Raw genomic sequence first — 14,435 nt, forward strand, 5'->3', positions numbered from 1 at the left:
ATCATCATGGGTAAAATTTACGGAAGCGCACTGGAACTGATCGGAAACACACCGCTTGTAGAGGTTAAGAACGTAGAGAAATCTGAGGGACTTGAGGCTACAGTACTTGCCAAGCTTGAGTATTTTAACCCGGCAGGAAGCGTTAAGGACAGAATCGGTAAGGCAATGATCGAGGATGCAGAGCAGAAAGGTGTCCTGAAACCAGGCGCAACCATTATTGAGCCAACATCCGGCAATACAGGAATCGGACTTGCAGCCATCGCAGCTGCCAAGGGCTATAAGACGATCCTTACCATGCCGGAGACCATGAGTGTTGAGAGAAGAAACATCCTGAAGGCATATGGTGCAGAGGTAGTTCTCACAGACGGAGCCAAGGGAATGAAGGGTGCCATTGCCAAGGCAGAAGAGCTCGCCAAGGAGATTCCGGGAAGCTTCATCCCCGGACAGTTTGAGAACCCGGCTAACCCGAAGGCACATGCAGCAACAACAGGTCCTGAGATCTGGAAGGACACAGACGGAAAGGTAGATATCTTCGTAGCAGGTGTCGGCACAGGCGGAACGATCACCGGTACAGGTGAGTACCTGAAGAGCCAGAACCCGAATGTGAAGGTAGTTGCTGTTGAGCCTGCAACTTCTCCTGTACTTTCCGAGGGAAAAGCAGGCCCGCATAAGATCCAGGGTATCGGCGCTGGTTTTGTTCCGGATACACTTGACACCAAGGTTTATGACGAGATCATTCCGGTAGAGAACGAGGATGCATTTGAGACATCCAAACTCCTTACCAAGAAAGAGGGAATCCTTACAGGTATTTCCTCCGGTGCAGCTCTCTATGCTGCGATCCAGCTTGCAAAACGCTCGGAGAACAAGGGGAAAGTGATCGTAGCACTTCTTCCGGACAGTGGAGACCGTTACTACTCCACACCACTGTTTACAAAATAATCAATCCGAAGACCGCTTCTTTTGCCCCGAAGCGTGATTCTGCGGGATTATTTACGGCGCTCCTGAATGCCTGTCCAAGCAGGCTGCCGGAGCGCCGGTTTTATTCTTGATTTCATCGAATTAAGTAAGCCCTCTGTGGGGCTGTGGTTACTGTTCACTGGTAAGGTCCCGCGAAAAGCAATAAGCAGTGTGTGGGGACTTGCTTGTATCTTGTAGCTTTTTCAGGTATAATAGAGAAAACAAACAAAACCTATTAACAATATAAAGAATAAAGTCTGCAAAGCAGATTCTGCTTCCTATGAAAGAAGATACAGGAAGCTGCCTGTGCATCACAGAGAAGGGTGCCGGTCATGGAATACAAAGGAATATTTCCGGCCGAACAGCTGCACAATAACAGAAAGAGCAAAAGGCTATAGATCAGAAAAATACTGAAATATTGGAGGTAAATATTACATGAGGATTTCTACAAGAGGAAGATATGCGCTGAGACTGATGTTGGATCTTGCTACAAATTATACAGGAAAACCGATCCGCTTGAAGGATGTGGCGAAGCGCCAGGAGATCTCCGATAAATATCTGGAGCAGATCATCTCCATTCTGAACAAAGCAGGCTTTGTCCGCAGTGTCCGTGGCCCTCAGGGCGGCTATGCACTGCAGCAGACCCCGGATAAATACACGGTCGGAATGATCCTTCGTCTCACAGAAGGAAGCCTTTCCCCTGTGGAATGTCTGGACGACAACGGAGCCATCTGTGACCGTGAGGAGAACTGCGTCACCCAGATCCTCTGGAAAAAGCTGGACGACGCCATCAAAGGTGTGGTAGATCATATAACATTGGAAGACCTGATGAACTGGCAATCCGTGAAGGCGGATGAATATATCATATAAAAAAAGCTGCGCAAGCAGCTTTTTTTATATCACATTTTTTTACTAACATTTTACAAAACCGCGATTTTATATTTTACCTTCCATTCCTATAATAACACCTGTATTTAAGCAGTAAGCAAGTAAAAATGATCATAGAAATGAGGAGAAAAAAATCATGAAAAAAAGAATCGCAGGTATCTTAACAGCAGCACTTATCGGAACTACAGTAATGGGAACCGTTGTAATGGCAGCACCATCCGGAGCGATCGACGTAATTTCCCGTGAGGACGGATCCGGAACACGTGGAGCATTCGTAGAGCTGTTTGGGATCGAAGAAGAAAAAGACGGTGAGAAAGTAGATATGACAACACAGGAAGCAAGCATCACAAACAACACAGATGTAATGCTTACCACAGTAGCAGGCGATGAGAACTCTATCGGATACGTATCCCTTGGTTCCCTCAACGATACAGTAAAAGCAGTAAAGATCGACGGAGCAGAGGCAACAGCAGAGAACGTTGCAGATGATACATACAAGGTAGCACGTCCGTTCAACATCGTAACAGGCGACAAGCTCAGTGATGCAGCACAGGATTTCATCAACTACATCATGAGCTCTGACGGACAGGACATCATCGAAAAAGAAGGCTACATCAAAGTAGATGAAAAAGCAGAGGCATACAAAGCCGGAGATGCAAAAGGCAAAGTCGTAGTTATGGGATCTTCTTCCGTAGGACCTGTAATGGAGAAGCTTGCGGAGGCATATCAGAAAACAAACAAAAACATCACAGTAGAGGTTCAGGTCAGCGACTCCACAACAGGAATCAATAGCGCAACAGAGGGTGTATGTGATATCGGAATGGCATCCCGTGAGCTGAAGGACGAGGAAACAGAGAAAGGTGTTAAAGCTACAGAGATCGCAAAAGATGGTATCGCAGTCATCGTAAACAACGACAATGACCTTGAGGAGCTTTCAAGTGACCAGGTAAAATCCATCTTCACAGGTGATATCACAGACTGGGAAGACGTGACCAAATAAATTCCCGGATAAAAAACGATTGAAGTATCTTACAAAGAGCGGCGATCATGACCAGGTCAGGAAAGCCGCTCCGTTATATATCAGCACAGTGGATATCCACTGGAACAGAGAGAAAGGTGTCTTATGAATCATTTAGGAGAAAAGGCCATGAAGGTCGTTTTTCTCATTGCGGCCTGTGCATCGGTTCTTGCAGTATTTCTTATTTGTGTGTTCCTTTTTGCAAACGGCCTTCCTGCAATGGGAAAGATCGGTCCCTTAAAATTCCTCTTCGGAACAGAATGGAGACCAACAAACGATAAATTCGGAATCCTGCCAATGATCGTGGCAAGTATTTATGTAACTGCAGGAGCAATCCTTATCGGAGTTCCGATCGCACTTTTTACATCCGTATTTATGGCAAGATATTGCCCGAAAAAAATCTATAAACCACTGAAATCCGGTATTGAGCTTATGGCAGGCGTTCCATCTATCGTATATGGCTATTTTGGTCTGGTTCTCCTGGTACCGCTGATCCGCCAGCTGTTCGGAGGAACCGGAAGCAGTATGCTGGCAGCATGTATCCTTCTGGGAATCATGATCCTTCCGACGATCATCGGAGTTACGGAATCGGCAGTACGAAGCGTTCCGGAAAGCTACTATGAAGGCTCACTTGCACTTGGCGCAACAAAAGAAAGAAGCATTTTCTTTGTTATGCTTCCGGCAGCAAAATCCGGAATCCTGGCAGGCGTTGTCCTTGGGATCGGACGTGCCATCGGTGAGACCATGGCTGTGATCATGGTAGCCGGAAACCAGCCACGTATGCCGAAGGGACTTCTTCAGGGTGTCCGTACCATGACTGCAAACATCGTAACAGAGATGGGATATGCATCAGGACTTCACAGAGAAGCACTGATCGCAACAGGAGTTGTACTCTTTGTATTTATCCTGATCATCAACTTAAGTCTTTCACTGCTGAACAGGAGGGCGGAGTATGCAAACTAACGTATCAGTAGCTGCAGATCCTGCGGCAGAAACAACCATGAAAAAAAGAAATACACTTACCATAGGAGACCAGCTGAAGTCTTATGCAAGACATCCTGGTGCAGGAGTCCTGGCATTTCTCACACTGCTGGGAGCAGTGATCACTTTTGCACTGCTGTTCTTCCTGATCGGCTATGTGCTTGTAAAAGGTATTCCCTATCTGAATGCAAGTCTGTTCAGCCTTACCTATACCTCAGAGAACGTTTCCCTTCTCCCGTCATTGATCAATACCCTGATCATGACACTGGTATCTCTGGCGATTGCCGCTCCGGTAGGAATCTTTGCAGCGATCTTCCTTGTGGAATATGCAAAAAAAGGCAGCCGTTTTGTAAAGCTGATCCGTATTACCGCAGAGACACTTTCCGGTATTCCATCTATCGTATATGGTCTGTTCGGTATGTTGTTCTTTGTAACTGCACTGCACTGGGGCATGTCTCTTCTTTCCGGTGCGCTGACTATGGTGATCATGGTACTTCCCCTGATCATGCGTACCGCTGAGGAAGCACTGAAATCTGTTCCGGATTCTTACCGTGAGGCAAGCTTCGGACTTGGAGCAGGCAAGCTCCGTACTATTTTTACGATTGTACTTCCCTCCGCAGTTCCTGGAATCCTGGCAGGTGTGATCCTGGCCATCGGACGTGTGGTAGGTGAGACTGCAGCACTTCTTTATACCTCCGGTACTGTTGCGGCAGTTCCAAACAGCCTGATGGGTTCCGGACGTACTCTCGCACTTCACATGTATGTGCTTTCCAGTGAGGGACTTCATGTAAACCAGGCATCTGCAACAGCAGTAGTCATTCTGGCATTTGTACTTGTTATCAACGGACTGTCCGGTCTGGTAGCCAGAAAAATTGCGAAAGGATAATGATCGATCATGAGTGAAAATACAAAAATTTCAATTGACAATATGAATCTCCATTACGGAAGCTTTCATGCCCTGAAGGGAATCAATATGGAGATCCCGAAAAAGGAGATCACAGCATTTATCGGACCAAGCGGCTGCGGTAAATCCACACTTCTGAAATCCTTAAACCGTATGAATGACCTTGTGGAAGGCTGTACCATCACAGGAAAGGTAGAGCTTGACGGGGAAGATATTTACGGAGATATGGACGTGAATCTTCTGCGTAAACGTGTGGGAATGGTATTCCAGAAGCCCAATCCGTTCCCGATGAGCATTTATGATAATATTGCATACGGTCCGAGAACACACGGAATCCGTTCCAAGGCGAAGCTGGACGAGATCGTGGAAAAATCTCTCCGCGATGCGGCAATCTGGGATGAGGTCAAGGACCGCCTGAAAAAAAGTGCTCTTGGAATGTCAGGCGGACAGCAGCAGCGTCTCTGCATTGCCCGTGCCCTGGCAGTACAGCCGGAGGTGCTTCTTATGGATGAGCCTACATCTGCCCTGGACCCGATCTCTACTTCCAAGATCGAGGATCTGGCAGTAGAGCTTAAAAAGGATTACACCATTGTTATGGTCACACATAACATGCAGCAGGCAACCCGTATCTCCGACAAGACAGCATTTTTCCTTCTTGGTGAGGTTGTGGAATTTGCGGATACAGACAAGCTGTTCTCCATGCCGGCAGATAAGCGTACAGAGGATTATATTACAGGAAGGTTTGGTTGAGATTATGTCAGAACGTTTTGTAAGACAGCTGGAAGAGCTTCACGTGGAACTGATCACCATGGGAAGTCTCTGCGAAAAAGCAATTTCACTTTCTGCCAAAGCTATTCAGGGTGAAGGCGGGATGACTCTCATTGGCAAGATCTTTGAGACGGAAAAAGAGATCGATGCACAGGAAAGAGAGATTGAAAATCTCTGCATGAAGCTTCTTCTTCATGAGCATCCGGTAGCCGGAGATCTGCGATCCATTTCCGCAGCGCTGAAGATGATCTCCGATATGGAACGCATCGGTGACCAGGCAGCAGATATTGCGGATCTTTCCGAGCATATCGAGGACAAAGCAGTTACCGGAGATATCATTAATATCCGGAAGATGGCAGAGGATACTGTCCGGATGGTTACAGAAAGCATCGATGCCTTTGTAAAGGGTGATCTTGAGCTTTGCAGAAAGGTTATTGACGATGATGATAAGGTGGACGATGCCTTCAATGATATTAAGGAAAAGCTGGCCGAGGTTCTGAATAACGGAAAGCCGGATGCAAGCATCGGTCTGGATATCCTCATGGCTGCAAAATATTTCGAGCGTATCGGTGATCACGCTGTGAACATTGCAGAGTGGGTGGAATATTCCATCACAGGAAACCACAGAAGCGGTTCCAGTCATACAGATAACTATTTTGTTGAGGAATAGAAATAAGTAAGAGCAGATTGCAAAGAGTTGCATTATTGCAAAAAAAAGTGCTGTGGTATTGAAAGGATATCACAGCACTTTTTATAATGTGATGAAATTTACAAGGATTTAACTTTTTCCGGATAATTATTTTTACATTGCTTTTGTAAAATGCTATATAGATTTCGGAGAAAGGAAAGGGCTGAGCTTTGAGTAAAAAAATATTTAAGTATATCATGCTGGTTTCATCACTGATCACAGTACTGGGACTGGCATTTGTCGTGGGGATCCTTTATCACTATTTTCAGGGACAGCTGATGGGTGAGCTGAAGAAAGAAGCCGTGTATATTTCCAGAGGTGTGGAAAGTACCGGGACAGATTATCTGAAGAAGCTGAATGATGAGGATTCCAGGATCACTTATGTGGATGAAAGTGGAAAAGTTATCTACGACAATGAGGCAAATGTGGAAAGCATGGATAATCACGGACATCGCAAGGAGATCCGTGAAGCAGAGATCAACGGAGAAGGTGCGGATGAAAGAATGTCATCCACGCTTTCCGAAAAAACAATGTATTATGCAGTACGCCTTGAAAATGGCAATGTGCTGAGAGTTTCCAGTAACCAGGCTTCTGTATGGATGTTGCTCCTGCAGCTGCTTCCGCCTTTTGCTGCAGTTCTGATACTTATGCTGCTCCTGTCTGGCGTATTTGCATCCAGGCTTTCCGGGAAGGTTGTGGAACCTCTTAATGGGCTTGATCTGGAGCATCCGGATGAGAATGATGCCTATGATGAGGTACAGCCGCTTCTCAGCAAGATTGGCAGACAGAGCCGGCAGATCCGTCTGCAGCTTGAGGCAGCCAGAAGACAGCAGAAAGAATTTTCTATTATCACGGAGAACATGCAGGAGGGACTTCTTGTGATCGACCGTTATACCATGGTACTTTCTGTCAACTCCAGTGTGGGAAAGCTTCTTAAGGTAAAGGAGATCAAAACAGGAGAAAGTGTATATCTTCTGAACCGCTCGGAGGAGTTCAGGGATGTCGTTTGTCAGGTCCTTGAAGGAAAGCATGAGAACAAGAGCCTTCGTCTGGATGGCAGTGAGATTCAGGTGATCGCCAATCCTGTCACAAGAGAAAACAAGACAGAGGGTGCGGTGATCCTTCTGGTGGATGTGACCGAAAAAGTAGAAAGGGAACAGCTGCGAAGAGAATTTTCCGCCAATGTTTCCCATGAACTGAAAACGCCGCTGACTTCCATTTCCGGATTTGCTGAGATCATGCAGGACGGATTTGTGAAGGATGAGGATGTGAAGGTTTTTGCAGGACGCATCTATAAGGAAGCGCAGAGACTGATCCGTCTGGTTGGGGATGTGATCCGGATCTCCCGTCTGGATGAGGGCGGATTGCCGTATCAGTGGGAAAAACTGGATCTTTACAGTCTGACTCATGATATTTTTTCTACCTTACATGAAGCTGCCGAAAAGCAGGAAGTGCATATGTATATGGAAGGCGGAAGTACAGTGCTGGATACAGTGCCGACGATCATGGAAGAGGTTCTCTATAATGTCTGCGATAATGCTGTCAAATATAACCGCCGGGGTGGAGAGGTCTTTGTGAGACTGAAGGATGGCGAGGATGCAGTTCGCGTGAATGTGCGGGATACAGGGATCGGTATTCCGAAGGAAGATCAGGAACGCATTTTTGAACGTTTTTATCGGGTGGACAAAAGCCATTCTAAGGAAATCGGCGGAACCGGTCTTGGCCTTTCCATTGTGAAGCACGGGGTAAAAACTCTGAACGGCAGGCTGTGGCTTAACAGTGAACCGGGACAGGGAACCGAGATCATTATGGAATTTCCGAAACATCATATGGAAAAGGAAGCAGCAGAGTGAACATAGGTCGTGCAGCGATGATGTTCATAGGCATGCAGCAGAGTGGAAGATGAAAGGCCGTTCTGTTGTATGTATCTGCTGCTTTTTATATCATAGTATATTGCTAGTTGGAGGTTGATGGTTTGACAGACTGGAAGGGTTATGCTATCTTATGTAATAATAATCAGAATAAGCAACAGGAAAGCGGATGATAACGGTCCGCTTTCTGTATTATAATTGGTTCGGAATAATTCCGGACGACTATACTGAGGGGAATAAAAATATGATACAGGCAATTGTTTTATTGGTGTTCCTGATCTTTCTGAATTCTGTTTTCGCAGGTGCGGAAATGGCGGTTCTGTCCATGAATGAAGCGAAGATGAAGGAGCTGGCAGAAGAGGGAGATCACCGGGCGCAGATTTTGATAAAGCTTACAGAACAGCCGGCACATTTTATGACAGCGATCCGTGTAACGGTAACTACGGCAGGATTTCTGCAGAGCGCTTTTGCGGCAGAATATTTTGCACAGCCTATGACCGCGGCACTGATAAAGGCAGGAGCAGATGTACCACAGAACATTCTGAAAATCGTATGTATGATCATTGTAACAATACTGCTTTCTTATGTAAGTCTTCTGTTTGGAGAGCTGGTTCCAAGACGTCTGGGGATGAAAAATCCGGATGAGCTTTCTCTGAGACTTGCAGGACTTCTTAAGATTGCGCTTCTTGCGGTGTGGCCGGCTACGGCACTTCTGACAGTTACCGCCAACGGAGTGCTGCACCTTATGGGAATCAGGCCGGAAGAAAAAGAGGATCAGGCCACGGAAGATGAGATCCGTATGCTTCTCAGTGAGGGAAATGAACAGGGCAGTATCCAGCAGGAAGAGAGCGAGATGATCCGCAATGTTTTTGATCTGGATGACACTACCGCAGATGAAATCTGTACTCACAGAAGAGATGTGGTTGTTCTCTACATGGAAGATTCCGATGAAAAATGGGAAGAGATTATCAGAGAGAATCGTCACACCTTTTATCCGGTATGCGGGGAAGATCAGGATGATATTATCCATATTCTGGACACCAGAGATTATTTCCGCCTGGATGACAGATCCAGAGAAGCTGTTCTGCAGCATGCCTGTTATTCACCGTTTTTTGTACCGGAATCCATGCGTGCCAACCTGATCTTCCGGGAAATGAGGGAAAAACGGGATTATTTTGCAGTAGTGCTGGATGAATACGGCTGCTTTGTGGGAATTGTCACTCTGCATGATCTTGTGGAGACGCTGGTAGGAGATATTGACGACAGGACAGATCTGCCGAAGCCGGATGATATTGAGAAGACAGGAGAACATATCTGGAAAATACAGGGAGGAGCGATCCTGGATGATGTGGCAGAGGTCATAAATGTGGAGCTTCCTGTAGAAAAATATGATACTTTCAGCGGCTTTGTCTGCGGAGTTCTGGAACGTGTACCGGAGGACGGAGAACAGTTCCGATGCAGCTGGAAAAACCTGGATATTGTGGTAAATCAGGTCAGAAACCATACCGTTGTGGAGGGAATCGTTCATGTTCAGCCAGAGAAAAAAGTGCAGGAACAGAAAGAAGAGATCTGACAAAACCTTGTTCAGCCAGGTCATGGGACAGTTATCGGGAGAAAGATCTCCGGGGATTTATGGACATTTTCGAACATGTTGTTGCTTGAAAGTATGTTATTTTTATGACATAATAAGGAAATAACCCGAGGAAAGCTTGTGATGGGGGAGAAAAAATGCCAGGTTTTACAAGACAGATCATACTGCATACACTGACGGAACTTATGAACGAAAAACCATTGTCCAAGATCACGGTAAAGGACATCGTGGAACGCTGTGGAGTAAACAGGAATACATTTTACTACCATTTCAGGGATATTCCGGATGCAGTGGAAGCAATGGTAAAGGAAGAGCTGAATGACATTCTGAAGGATCAGAAAGTACCGGAATCAGTCAGCGACTGTATGGAAATCCTTGTCAACGCAGTTCAGAAGAACAAAAAAGCCATGATACATCTGTACCGCTCGATCCAGAGGGATGTATTTGCCGATTATCTGGATCATGCCGCAGAGCGTGTGGTGGAGGAGCTGATCAACAGGGCGGTCGGAGACTTTGAAATGGATCAGGAAGATAGGCATCTTATAAGCCGGTATTATAAATGCGTATTTGTGGGAGTGATCCTGGACTGGCTGCGGCATGATATGGATTATGATATCCTGTCAGATATGCATAAGCTGGAGTATATTTACGAGAAGAGCCTTGAGAGTCAGTACAAAAATCTGAAAGAAAAGCTATGATTTCAACTAAATGAAGATTAAAAATATCCATTTAGCTGTAGAACAGGAATGTCCTCGAATTTTATTAAGGTATAGAAACGGTTAATTTTGAGCTGGTGTCTGAAATTTAGGCACTGGCTCTTTTTTGTCTGTTTTTTTAAACGACACAGTGAAGTATAATTCAGTACAATAAATGAGAAAAAATTATCAAGGAGGGAACGTATGGATGACCTGAAACAGCTGAAGCTTGTAAAAAACATCTACATCGTCATGTCATTACTGTTCTGTGTGCTGGGTATTTTTCTGATGGCGAAGCCGAAAAGTTCTGTAAAAATGCTGTGCGTGCTCATGGGAATCATGCTGATCCTGTACGGAGCTATTAAGATCAGCGGATATTTCACGAGAGATGCTTTCTGTCTGGCATTTCAGTTTGATCTGGCTTTCGGGATCCTGCTGATGGCAGTGGGAGTGATCCTGATAACCAGAAAAAATTTCGCAGTGGATCTTATTTTTTCCGTGTTCGGAATTCTGATCCTGGCAGATGCCCTGTTTAAGGTCCAGATGTCTGTAGATGCGAAGAGATTCGGTTTGGCGTTGTGGTGGCAGATCCTGCTGATCGCACTGGTCACCGGAGTGATCGGAGTTCTGGTTTTTATCAGACCATTTGAAGCAGCAGCTATGATGATGGTGTTGGTAGGATTTTCCATTTTACTGGAAGGGATCCTCAATCTATGGGTCGGGATCCTGACGATCAAGATCATCAAGAGTCGGCTTTAAACATAAACATAAAAATAACCAATCACTTTAGATAATAACATAGGAGGAAATAGAGTATGGGAATCGTAGACAAAGCAAAACAGGCAGCGATCGCAGCTACCGTAACAAAAGCACTGGATTATCTTGAGAAGGATCCGGAGACAAATATACCGAAGATCATGGAAATGGTTGATAAAGTAACACCGGATGGCTGGTATGCAGGACAGAGAAATGCGATCCGTCACTCCATCGAGGCAAAGGACAACTGGTATCAGCTGATCCTTCGTATGTATCAGCTGGATGCCGGCGTACGCCAGACATTTTTCCGCAACTTTATTGTAAATGCCAGTCTTAAGGGAAGCGCAACGCAGGAAAAGGTATCAGAAGAGAATGACTGCAATGTACCGTGGGCAATTCTTCTTGATCCTACCAGCGCATGTAACCTTCATTGCACAGGATGCTGGGCAGCAGAGTATGGCCACAAGCTGAACCTGGATCTTGAGACCATCGATTCTATCGTAAAACAGGGTAAAGAACTGGGAACCTATATGTACATCTACACAGGCGGTGAGCCACTGGTCCGCAAAAAGGATCTCATTAAGATCTGTGAGATGAATCCGGACTGCGAGTTCCTTTCCTTCACAAACGGAACTCTTATTGACGAAGAATTCTGTCAGGAAATGCTCCGTGTGAAAAACTTCGTTCCGGCTATCAGCCTTGAGGGAACAGAGGCAACTACAGACGGACGTCGTGGTGATGGTGTATATCAGAAGGTTATGCACGCCATGGAGCTTCTGAAGAGTCATGGCCTTCCGTTCGGTGTTTCCACATGCTACACATCCGCAAACGTAGATGCAGTAAGCAGTGAGGAGTATTTTGATCATCTGATTGAGTGCGGAGCTTATTTTGCATGGTTCTTCCACTATATGCCGGTTGGAAATGATGCAGCAGCAGATCTCCTTCCCACACCGGAGCAGAGAATCAAAATGTACGACAGCGTCCGCAGATTCCGTGCCACAAAATCTCTTTTCACTATGGACTTCCAGAACGATGCAGAGTATGTAGGCGGATGTATCGCAGGTGGCCGTCGTTACCTCCATATCAATGCAAACGGAGACGTGGATCCTTGCGTATTCATTCATTTCTCCAATGCGAACATTAAAGAATGTACACTCCTTGAGGCGCTGAAGAGCCCGATCTTTATGGAGTATCACAAGGGTCAGCCGTTCAACAAAAACATGCTTCGTCCATGTCCGATGCTTGAAAATCCTGAGCTTCTCCGCAAGATGGTTGAGCGTGCAGGAGCGAAATCTACAGATCTTCAGTCTCCGGAGACAGCGGAGCATCTCTGTGCAAAGTGTGATCACTATGCAGAGGTATGGAAGAAACAGGCCGATGAGCTCTGGAGTGAGAGCCAGGCAAAAAAAGCTGCAAAAAAATCAACAACTTGTTAATTAACACTTGATATAGATGTTGGGATACTGTATAATGAACCCGTTTTTCAGGAGTCTGAAATAACAGTTCAGATAAGAGTGTCGAAACAGAAGAGACACGATACGTGTACTGACAGATAACAGGGCGGTTATATTCAGCAGTGGGTATAACTGCCTTCTTTTTTATGTTATCGTCAGGACATAGGGAAAGAAAGGATGGATTCATTATGGAAAAACAGGAGAAAAACACAGCCAGCCCTTATGAGCTGGACGGACGCCCACCTCTTAAGGTGGCAATTCCCCTTGGACTGCAGCACGTGCTTGCCATGTTTGTGGGTAATCTTACCCCGCTTCTGATCATCACAGCTGCCTGCGGGATCGAAGCAGGAGGGGATCTTCAGGTTGCATTACTTCAGAATGCAATGCTGATCGCAGGAATTGTTACACTTGTACAGGTCTTTACGATCGGACCGGTCGGTGGCAAGCTTCCTATCGTTATGGGAACAAGTTCAGGCTTCATCGGCGTATGTCAGAGCGTTGCCGGAGTCATGGGAAATGGTATCGTTGCCTATGGTTCAATCATGGCAGCCTGCTTTATCGGCGGTCTTTTTGAGACTGTTCTGGGAAGCTTTCTGAAGCCCTTGAGAAAATTTTTCCCATCTGTTGTAACAGGTACAGTTGTACTTTCAATCGGTCTTTCACTGATCGGTGTGGGAATCAGCTCTTTCGGTGGCGGAAGCTCCGCAAAGGATTACGGTTCTCTTGAAAACCTTTTCGTAGGCTTTGTAGTTCTGATCGTGATCATTGTACTGAAGCATGGAACAAAAGGCTTCACAAGCTTTTCTTCAATCCTCATCGGTATTATCGTGGGATACATTCTGGTAAGTATCATGGCTATGGTACTTCCTACAACATTTACATATGTAGATGACACAGGTGCTACTGTGGAGGCTACAAAGGCCTGGGTTCTCAACTGGGACAAGGTTGCTCAGGCAAAATGGTTTGCGGTACCGGCACTGATGCCTGTAAAATGGGTGTTTGACGCACGTGCGATCGTGCCGATCCTGATCATGTTTATTGTAACTGCAGTTGAAACAGTTGGTGATATTTCCGGAATCACAGAGGGTGGTCTTGGAAGAGAGGCTACAGACAAAGAGCTTTCCGGTGGTGTTATGTGTGACGGACTTGGATCTTCCTTCGCAGCACTGTTCGGTGTGCTTCCGAACACATCCTTCAGCCAGAACGTTGGTCTGGTTGCAATGAATAAGGTTGTAAACCGTTTCTGTATCGCTACAGGAGGAATCTTCCTGATCGCATGCGGACTGTTCCCGAAGCTTGCTGCACTGATCTCCATCATGCCGCAGAGTGTTCTTGGCGGCGCTGCTGTTATGATGTTCTCATCTATTGTTGTCAGCGGTATCCAGTTAATTACCAAGTGGCCGATCGGACCGAGAAATGTTACGATCGTTTCCGTAGCACTTGGTCTTGGTTATGGACTTGGCTCCAATACAGCGATCCTGGTGCATCTGCCACAGGCGATCAGCCTGATCTTCGGCGGTTCCGGTATTGTTCCGGCAGCGGTATTTGCGATTATTCTTAATATTGTTCTTCCGAAGGATGAGAAGAGTGAGATTGAGAGAGCTGAGGAGATGCTTGAAAAAGTTAAGAATAAATAAGAAAGTGTAAGAATAAAAAGATTTTTTTTCTTTTTTGAGACTGTTGGACTTTATTGGTCTGACGGTCTCTTTTTTTTATAATTTTTTATTTTGGGGATAAAGGTTCGGCCTTTTGGAAGGCGGTAATTTGCGAGAAGGGGAAGCACTCGGAGTTGCGAAGGCCGTCTCCCCTTCTCGCGCTCTTCCCCTCCTGGCCACGCCGCTGTTCGGCGTTGTAGTGGGTGTGA

13 protein-coding genes are annotated in these 14,435 nt (G+C 46.0%); all 13 read left to right on the plus strand.

The window, feature by feature from the left end; genetic code table 11:
• The first annotated feature begins 6 nt into the window (after window positions 1–6).
• On the plus strand, window positions 7–939 hold the full coding sequence (gene cysK / locus LI091_RS03715) for a cysteine synthase A (RefSeq protein WP_265190843.1): 933 nt from the start codon (window positions 7–9) through the stop codon (window positions 937–939).
• Window positions 940–1,392: 453 nt separating this feature from the next.
• Entirely contained in the window at window positions 1,393–1,827 is a 435-nt protein-coding gene (locus tag LI091_RS03720) for an RrF2 family transcriptional regulator (protein WP_114001811.1), read from the plus strand.
• Between the two features lie 154 nt (window positions 1,828–1,981).
• Window positions 1,982–2,845 (plus strand): substrate-binding domain-containing protein, encoded by an 864-nt coding sequence (locus LI091_RS03725; protein ID WP_021652475.1) that lies wholly within the window; start codon window positions 1,982–1,984, stop codon window positions 2,843–2,845.
• Window positions 2,846–2,968: 123 nt separating this feature from the next.
• On the plus strand, window positions 2,969–3,826 hold the full coding sequence (gene pstC, locus LI091_RS03730) for a phosphate ABC transporter permease subunit PstC (protein ID WP_021652474.1): 858 nt from the start codon (window positions 2,969–2,971) through the stop codon (window positions 3,824–3,826).
• Entirely contained in the window at window positions 3,816–4,730 is a 915-nt protein-coding gene (pstA, locus tag LI091_RS03735; protein ID WP_331463605.1) for a phosphate ABC transporter permease PstA, read from the plus strand. Before pstC ends, pstA begins: the two co-directional genes overlap by 11 nt.
• A 9-nt stretch (window positions 4,731–4,739) precedes the next feature.
• Window positions 4,740–5,498, plus strand: coding sequence for a phosphate ABC transporter ATP-binding protein PstB (gene pstB, locus LI091_RS03740; RefSeq protein ID WP_173740515.1), 759 nt, complete (start codon window positions 4,740–4,742; stop codon window positions 5,496–5,498).
• 4 nt (window positions 5,499–5,502) lie between these two features.
• Window positions 5,503–6,186, plus strand: a complete 684-nt coding sequence (gene phoU / locus LI091_RS03745) for a phosphate signaling complex protein PhoU (protein WP_265190844.1) — start codon at window positions 5,503–5,505, stop codon at window positions 6,184–6,186.
• A gap of 188 nt (window positions 6,187–6,374) precedes the next feature.
• Window positions 6,375–8,057, plus strand: coding sequence for a sensor histidine kinase (locus LI091_RS03750; protein ID WP_320442565.1), 1,683 nt, complete (start codon window positions 6,375–6,377; stop codon window positions 8,055–8,057).
• 262 nt (window positions 8,058–8,319) lie between these two features.
• Window positions 8,320–9,648, plus strand: coding sequence for a hemolysin family protein (locus LI091_RS03755; RefSeq protein ID WP_243279041.1), 1,329 nt, complete (start codon window positions 8,320–8,322; stop codon window positions 9,646–9,648).
• A 155-nt stretch (window positions 9,649–9,803) separates the two neighbouring features.
• On the plus strand, window positions 9,804–10,364 hold the full coding sequence (locus LI091_RS03760; protein WP_015526280.1) for a TetR/AcrR family transcriptional regulator C-terminal domain-containing protein: 561 nt from the start codon (window positions 9,804–9,806) through the stop codon (window positions 10,362–10,364).
• 201 nt (window positions 10,365–10,565) lie between these two features.
• Window positions 10,566–11,120 (plus strand): HdeD family acid-resistance protein, encoded by a 555-nt coding sequence (locus tag LI091_RS03765; RefSeq protein WP_265190845.1) that lies wholly within the window; start codon window positions 10,566–10,568, stop codon window positions 11,118–11,120.
• Between the two features lie 56 nt (window positions 11,121–11,176).
• The gene (locus tag LI091_RS03770; RefSeq protein ID WP_021652466.1) at window positions 11,177–12,553 is read left to right on the plus strand and encodes a radical SAM protein; all 1,377 of its coding nucleotides are present in this window, start codon (window positions 11,177–11,179) and stop codon (window positions 12,551–12,553) included.
• A gap of 206 nt (window positions 12,554–12,759) precedes the next feature.
• Complete coding sequence (locus LI091_RS03775) at window positions 12,760–14,208, plus strand: uracil-xanthine permease family protein (RefSeq protein WP_118752848.1); 1,449 nt, start codon at window positions 12,760–12,762, stop codon at window positions 14,206–14,208.
• The last annotated feature ends 227 nt before the right edge of the window (window positions 14,209–14,435 follow it).

The organism is Blautia sp. MSK20_18 (genome assembly GCF_020553125.1).
In the GTDB taxonomy this organism is placed as follows: Bacteria; Bacillota; Clostridia; order Lachnospirales; family Lachnospiraceae; genus Blautia_A; species Blautia_A fusiformis.

Coding starts and splice junctions, on each gene's coding strand:
- cysK (WP_265190843.1), top strand. CDS start 7: ATGGGTAAAATTTACGGAAGCGCACTGGAACTGATCGGAAACACACCG.
- LI091_RS03720 (WP_114001811.1), top strand. CDS start 1,393: ATGAGGATTTCTACAAGAGGAAGATATGCGCTGAGACTGATGTTGGAT.
- LI091_RS03725 (WP_021652475.1), top strand. CDS start 1,982: ATGAAAAAAAGAATCGCAGGTATCTTAACAGCAGCACTTATCGGAACT.
- pstC (WP_021652474.1), top strand. CDS start 2,969: ATGAATCATTTAGGAGAAAAGGCCATGAAGGTCGTTTTTCTCATTGCG.
- pstA (WP_331463605.1), top strand. CDS start 3,816: ATGCAAACTAACGTATCAGTAGCTGCAGATCCTGCGGCAGAAACAACC.
- pstB (WP_173740515.1), top strand. CDS start 4,740: ATGAGTGAAAATACAAAAATTTCAATTGACAATATGAATCTCCATTAC.
- phoU (WP_265190844.1), top strand. CDS start 5,503: ATGTCAGAACGTTTTGTAAGACAGCTGGAAGAGCTTCACGTGGAACTG.
- LI091_RS03755 (WP_243279041.1), top strand. CDS start 8,320: ATGATACAGGCAATTGTTTTATTGGTGTTCCTGATCTTTCTGAATTCT.
- LI091_RS03760 (WP_015526280.1), top strand. CDS start 9,804: ATGCCAGGTTTTACAAGACAGATCATACTGCATACACTGACGGAACTT.
- LI091_RS03765 (WP_265190845.1), top strand. CDS start 10,566: ATGGATGACCTGAAACAGCTGAAGCTTGTAAAAAACATCTACATCGTC.
- LI091_RS03770 (WP_021652466.1), top strand. CDS start 11,177: ATGGGAATCGTAGACAAAGCAAAACAGGCAGCGATCGCAGCTACCGTA.
- LI091_RS03775 (WP_118752848.1), top strand. CDS start 12,760: ATGGAAAAACAGGAGAAAAACACAGCCAGCCCTTATGAGCTGGACGGA.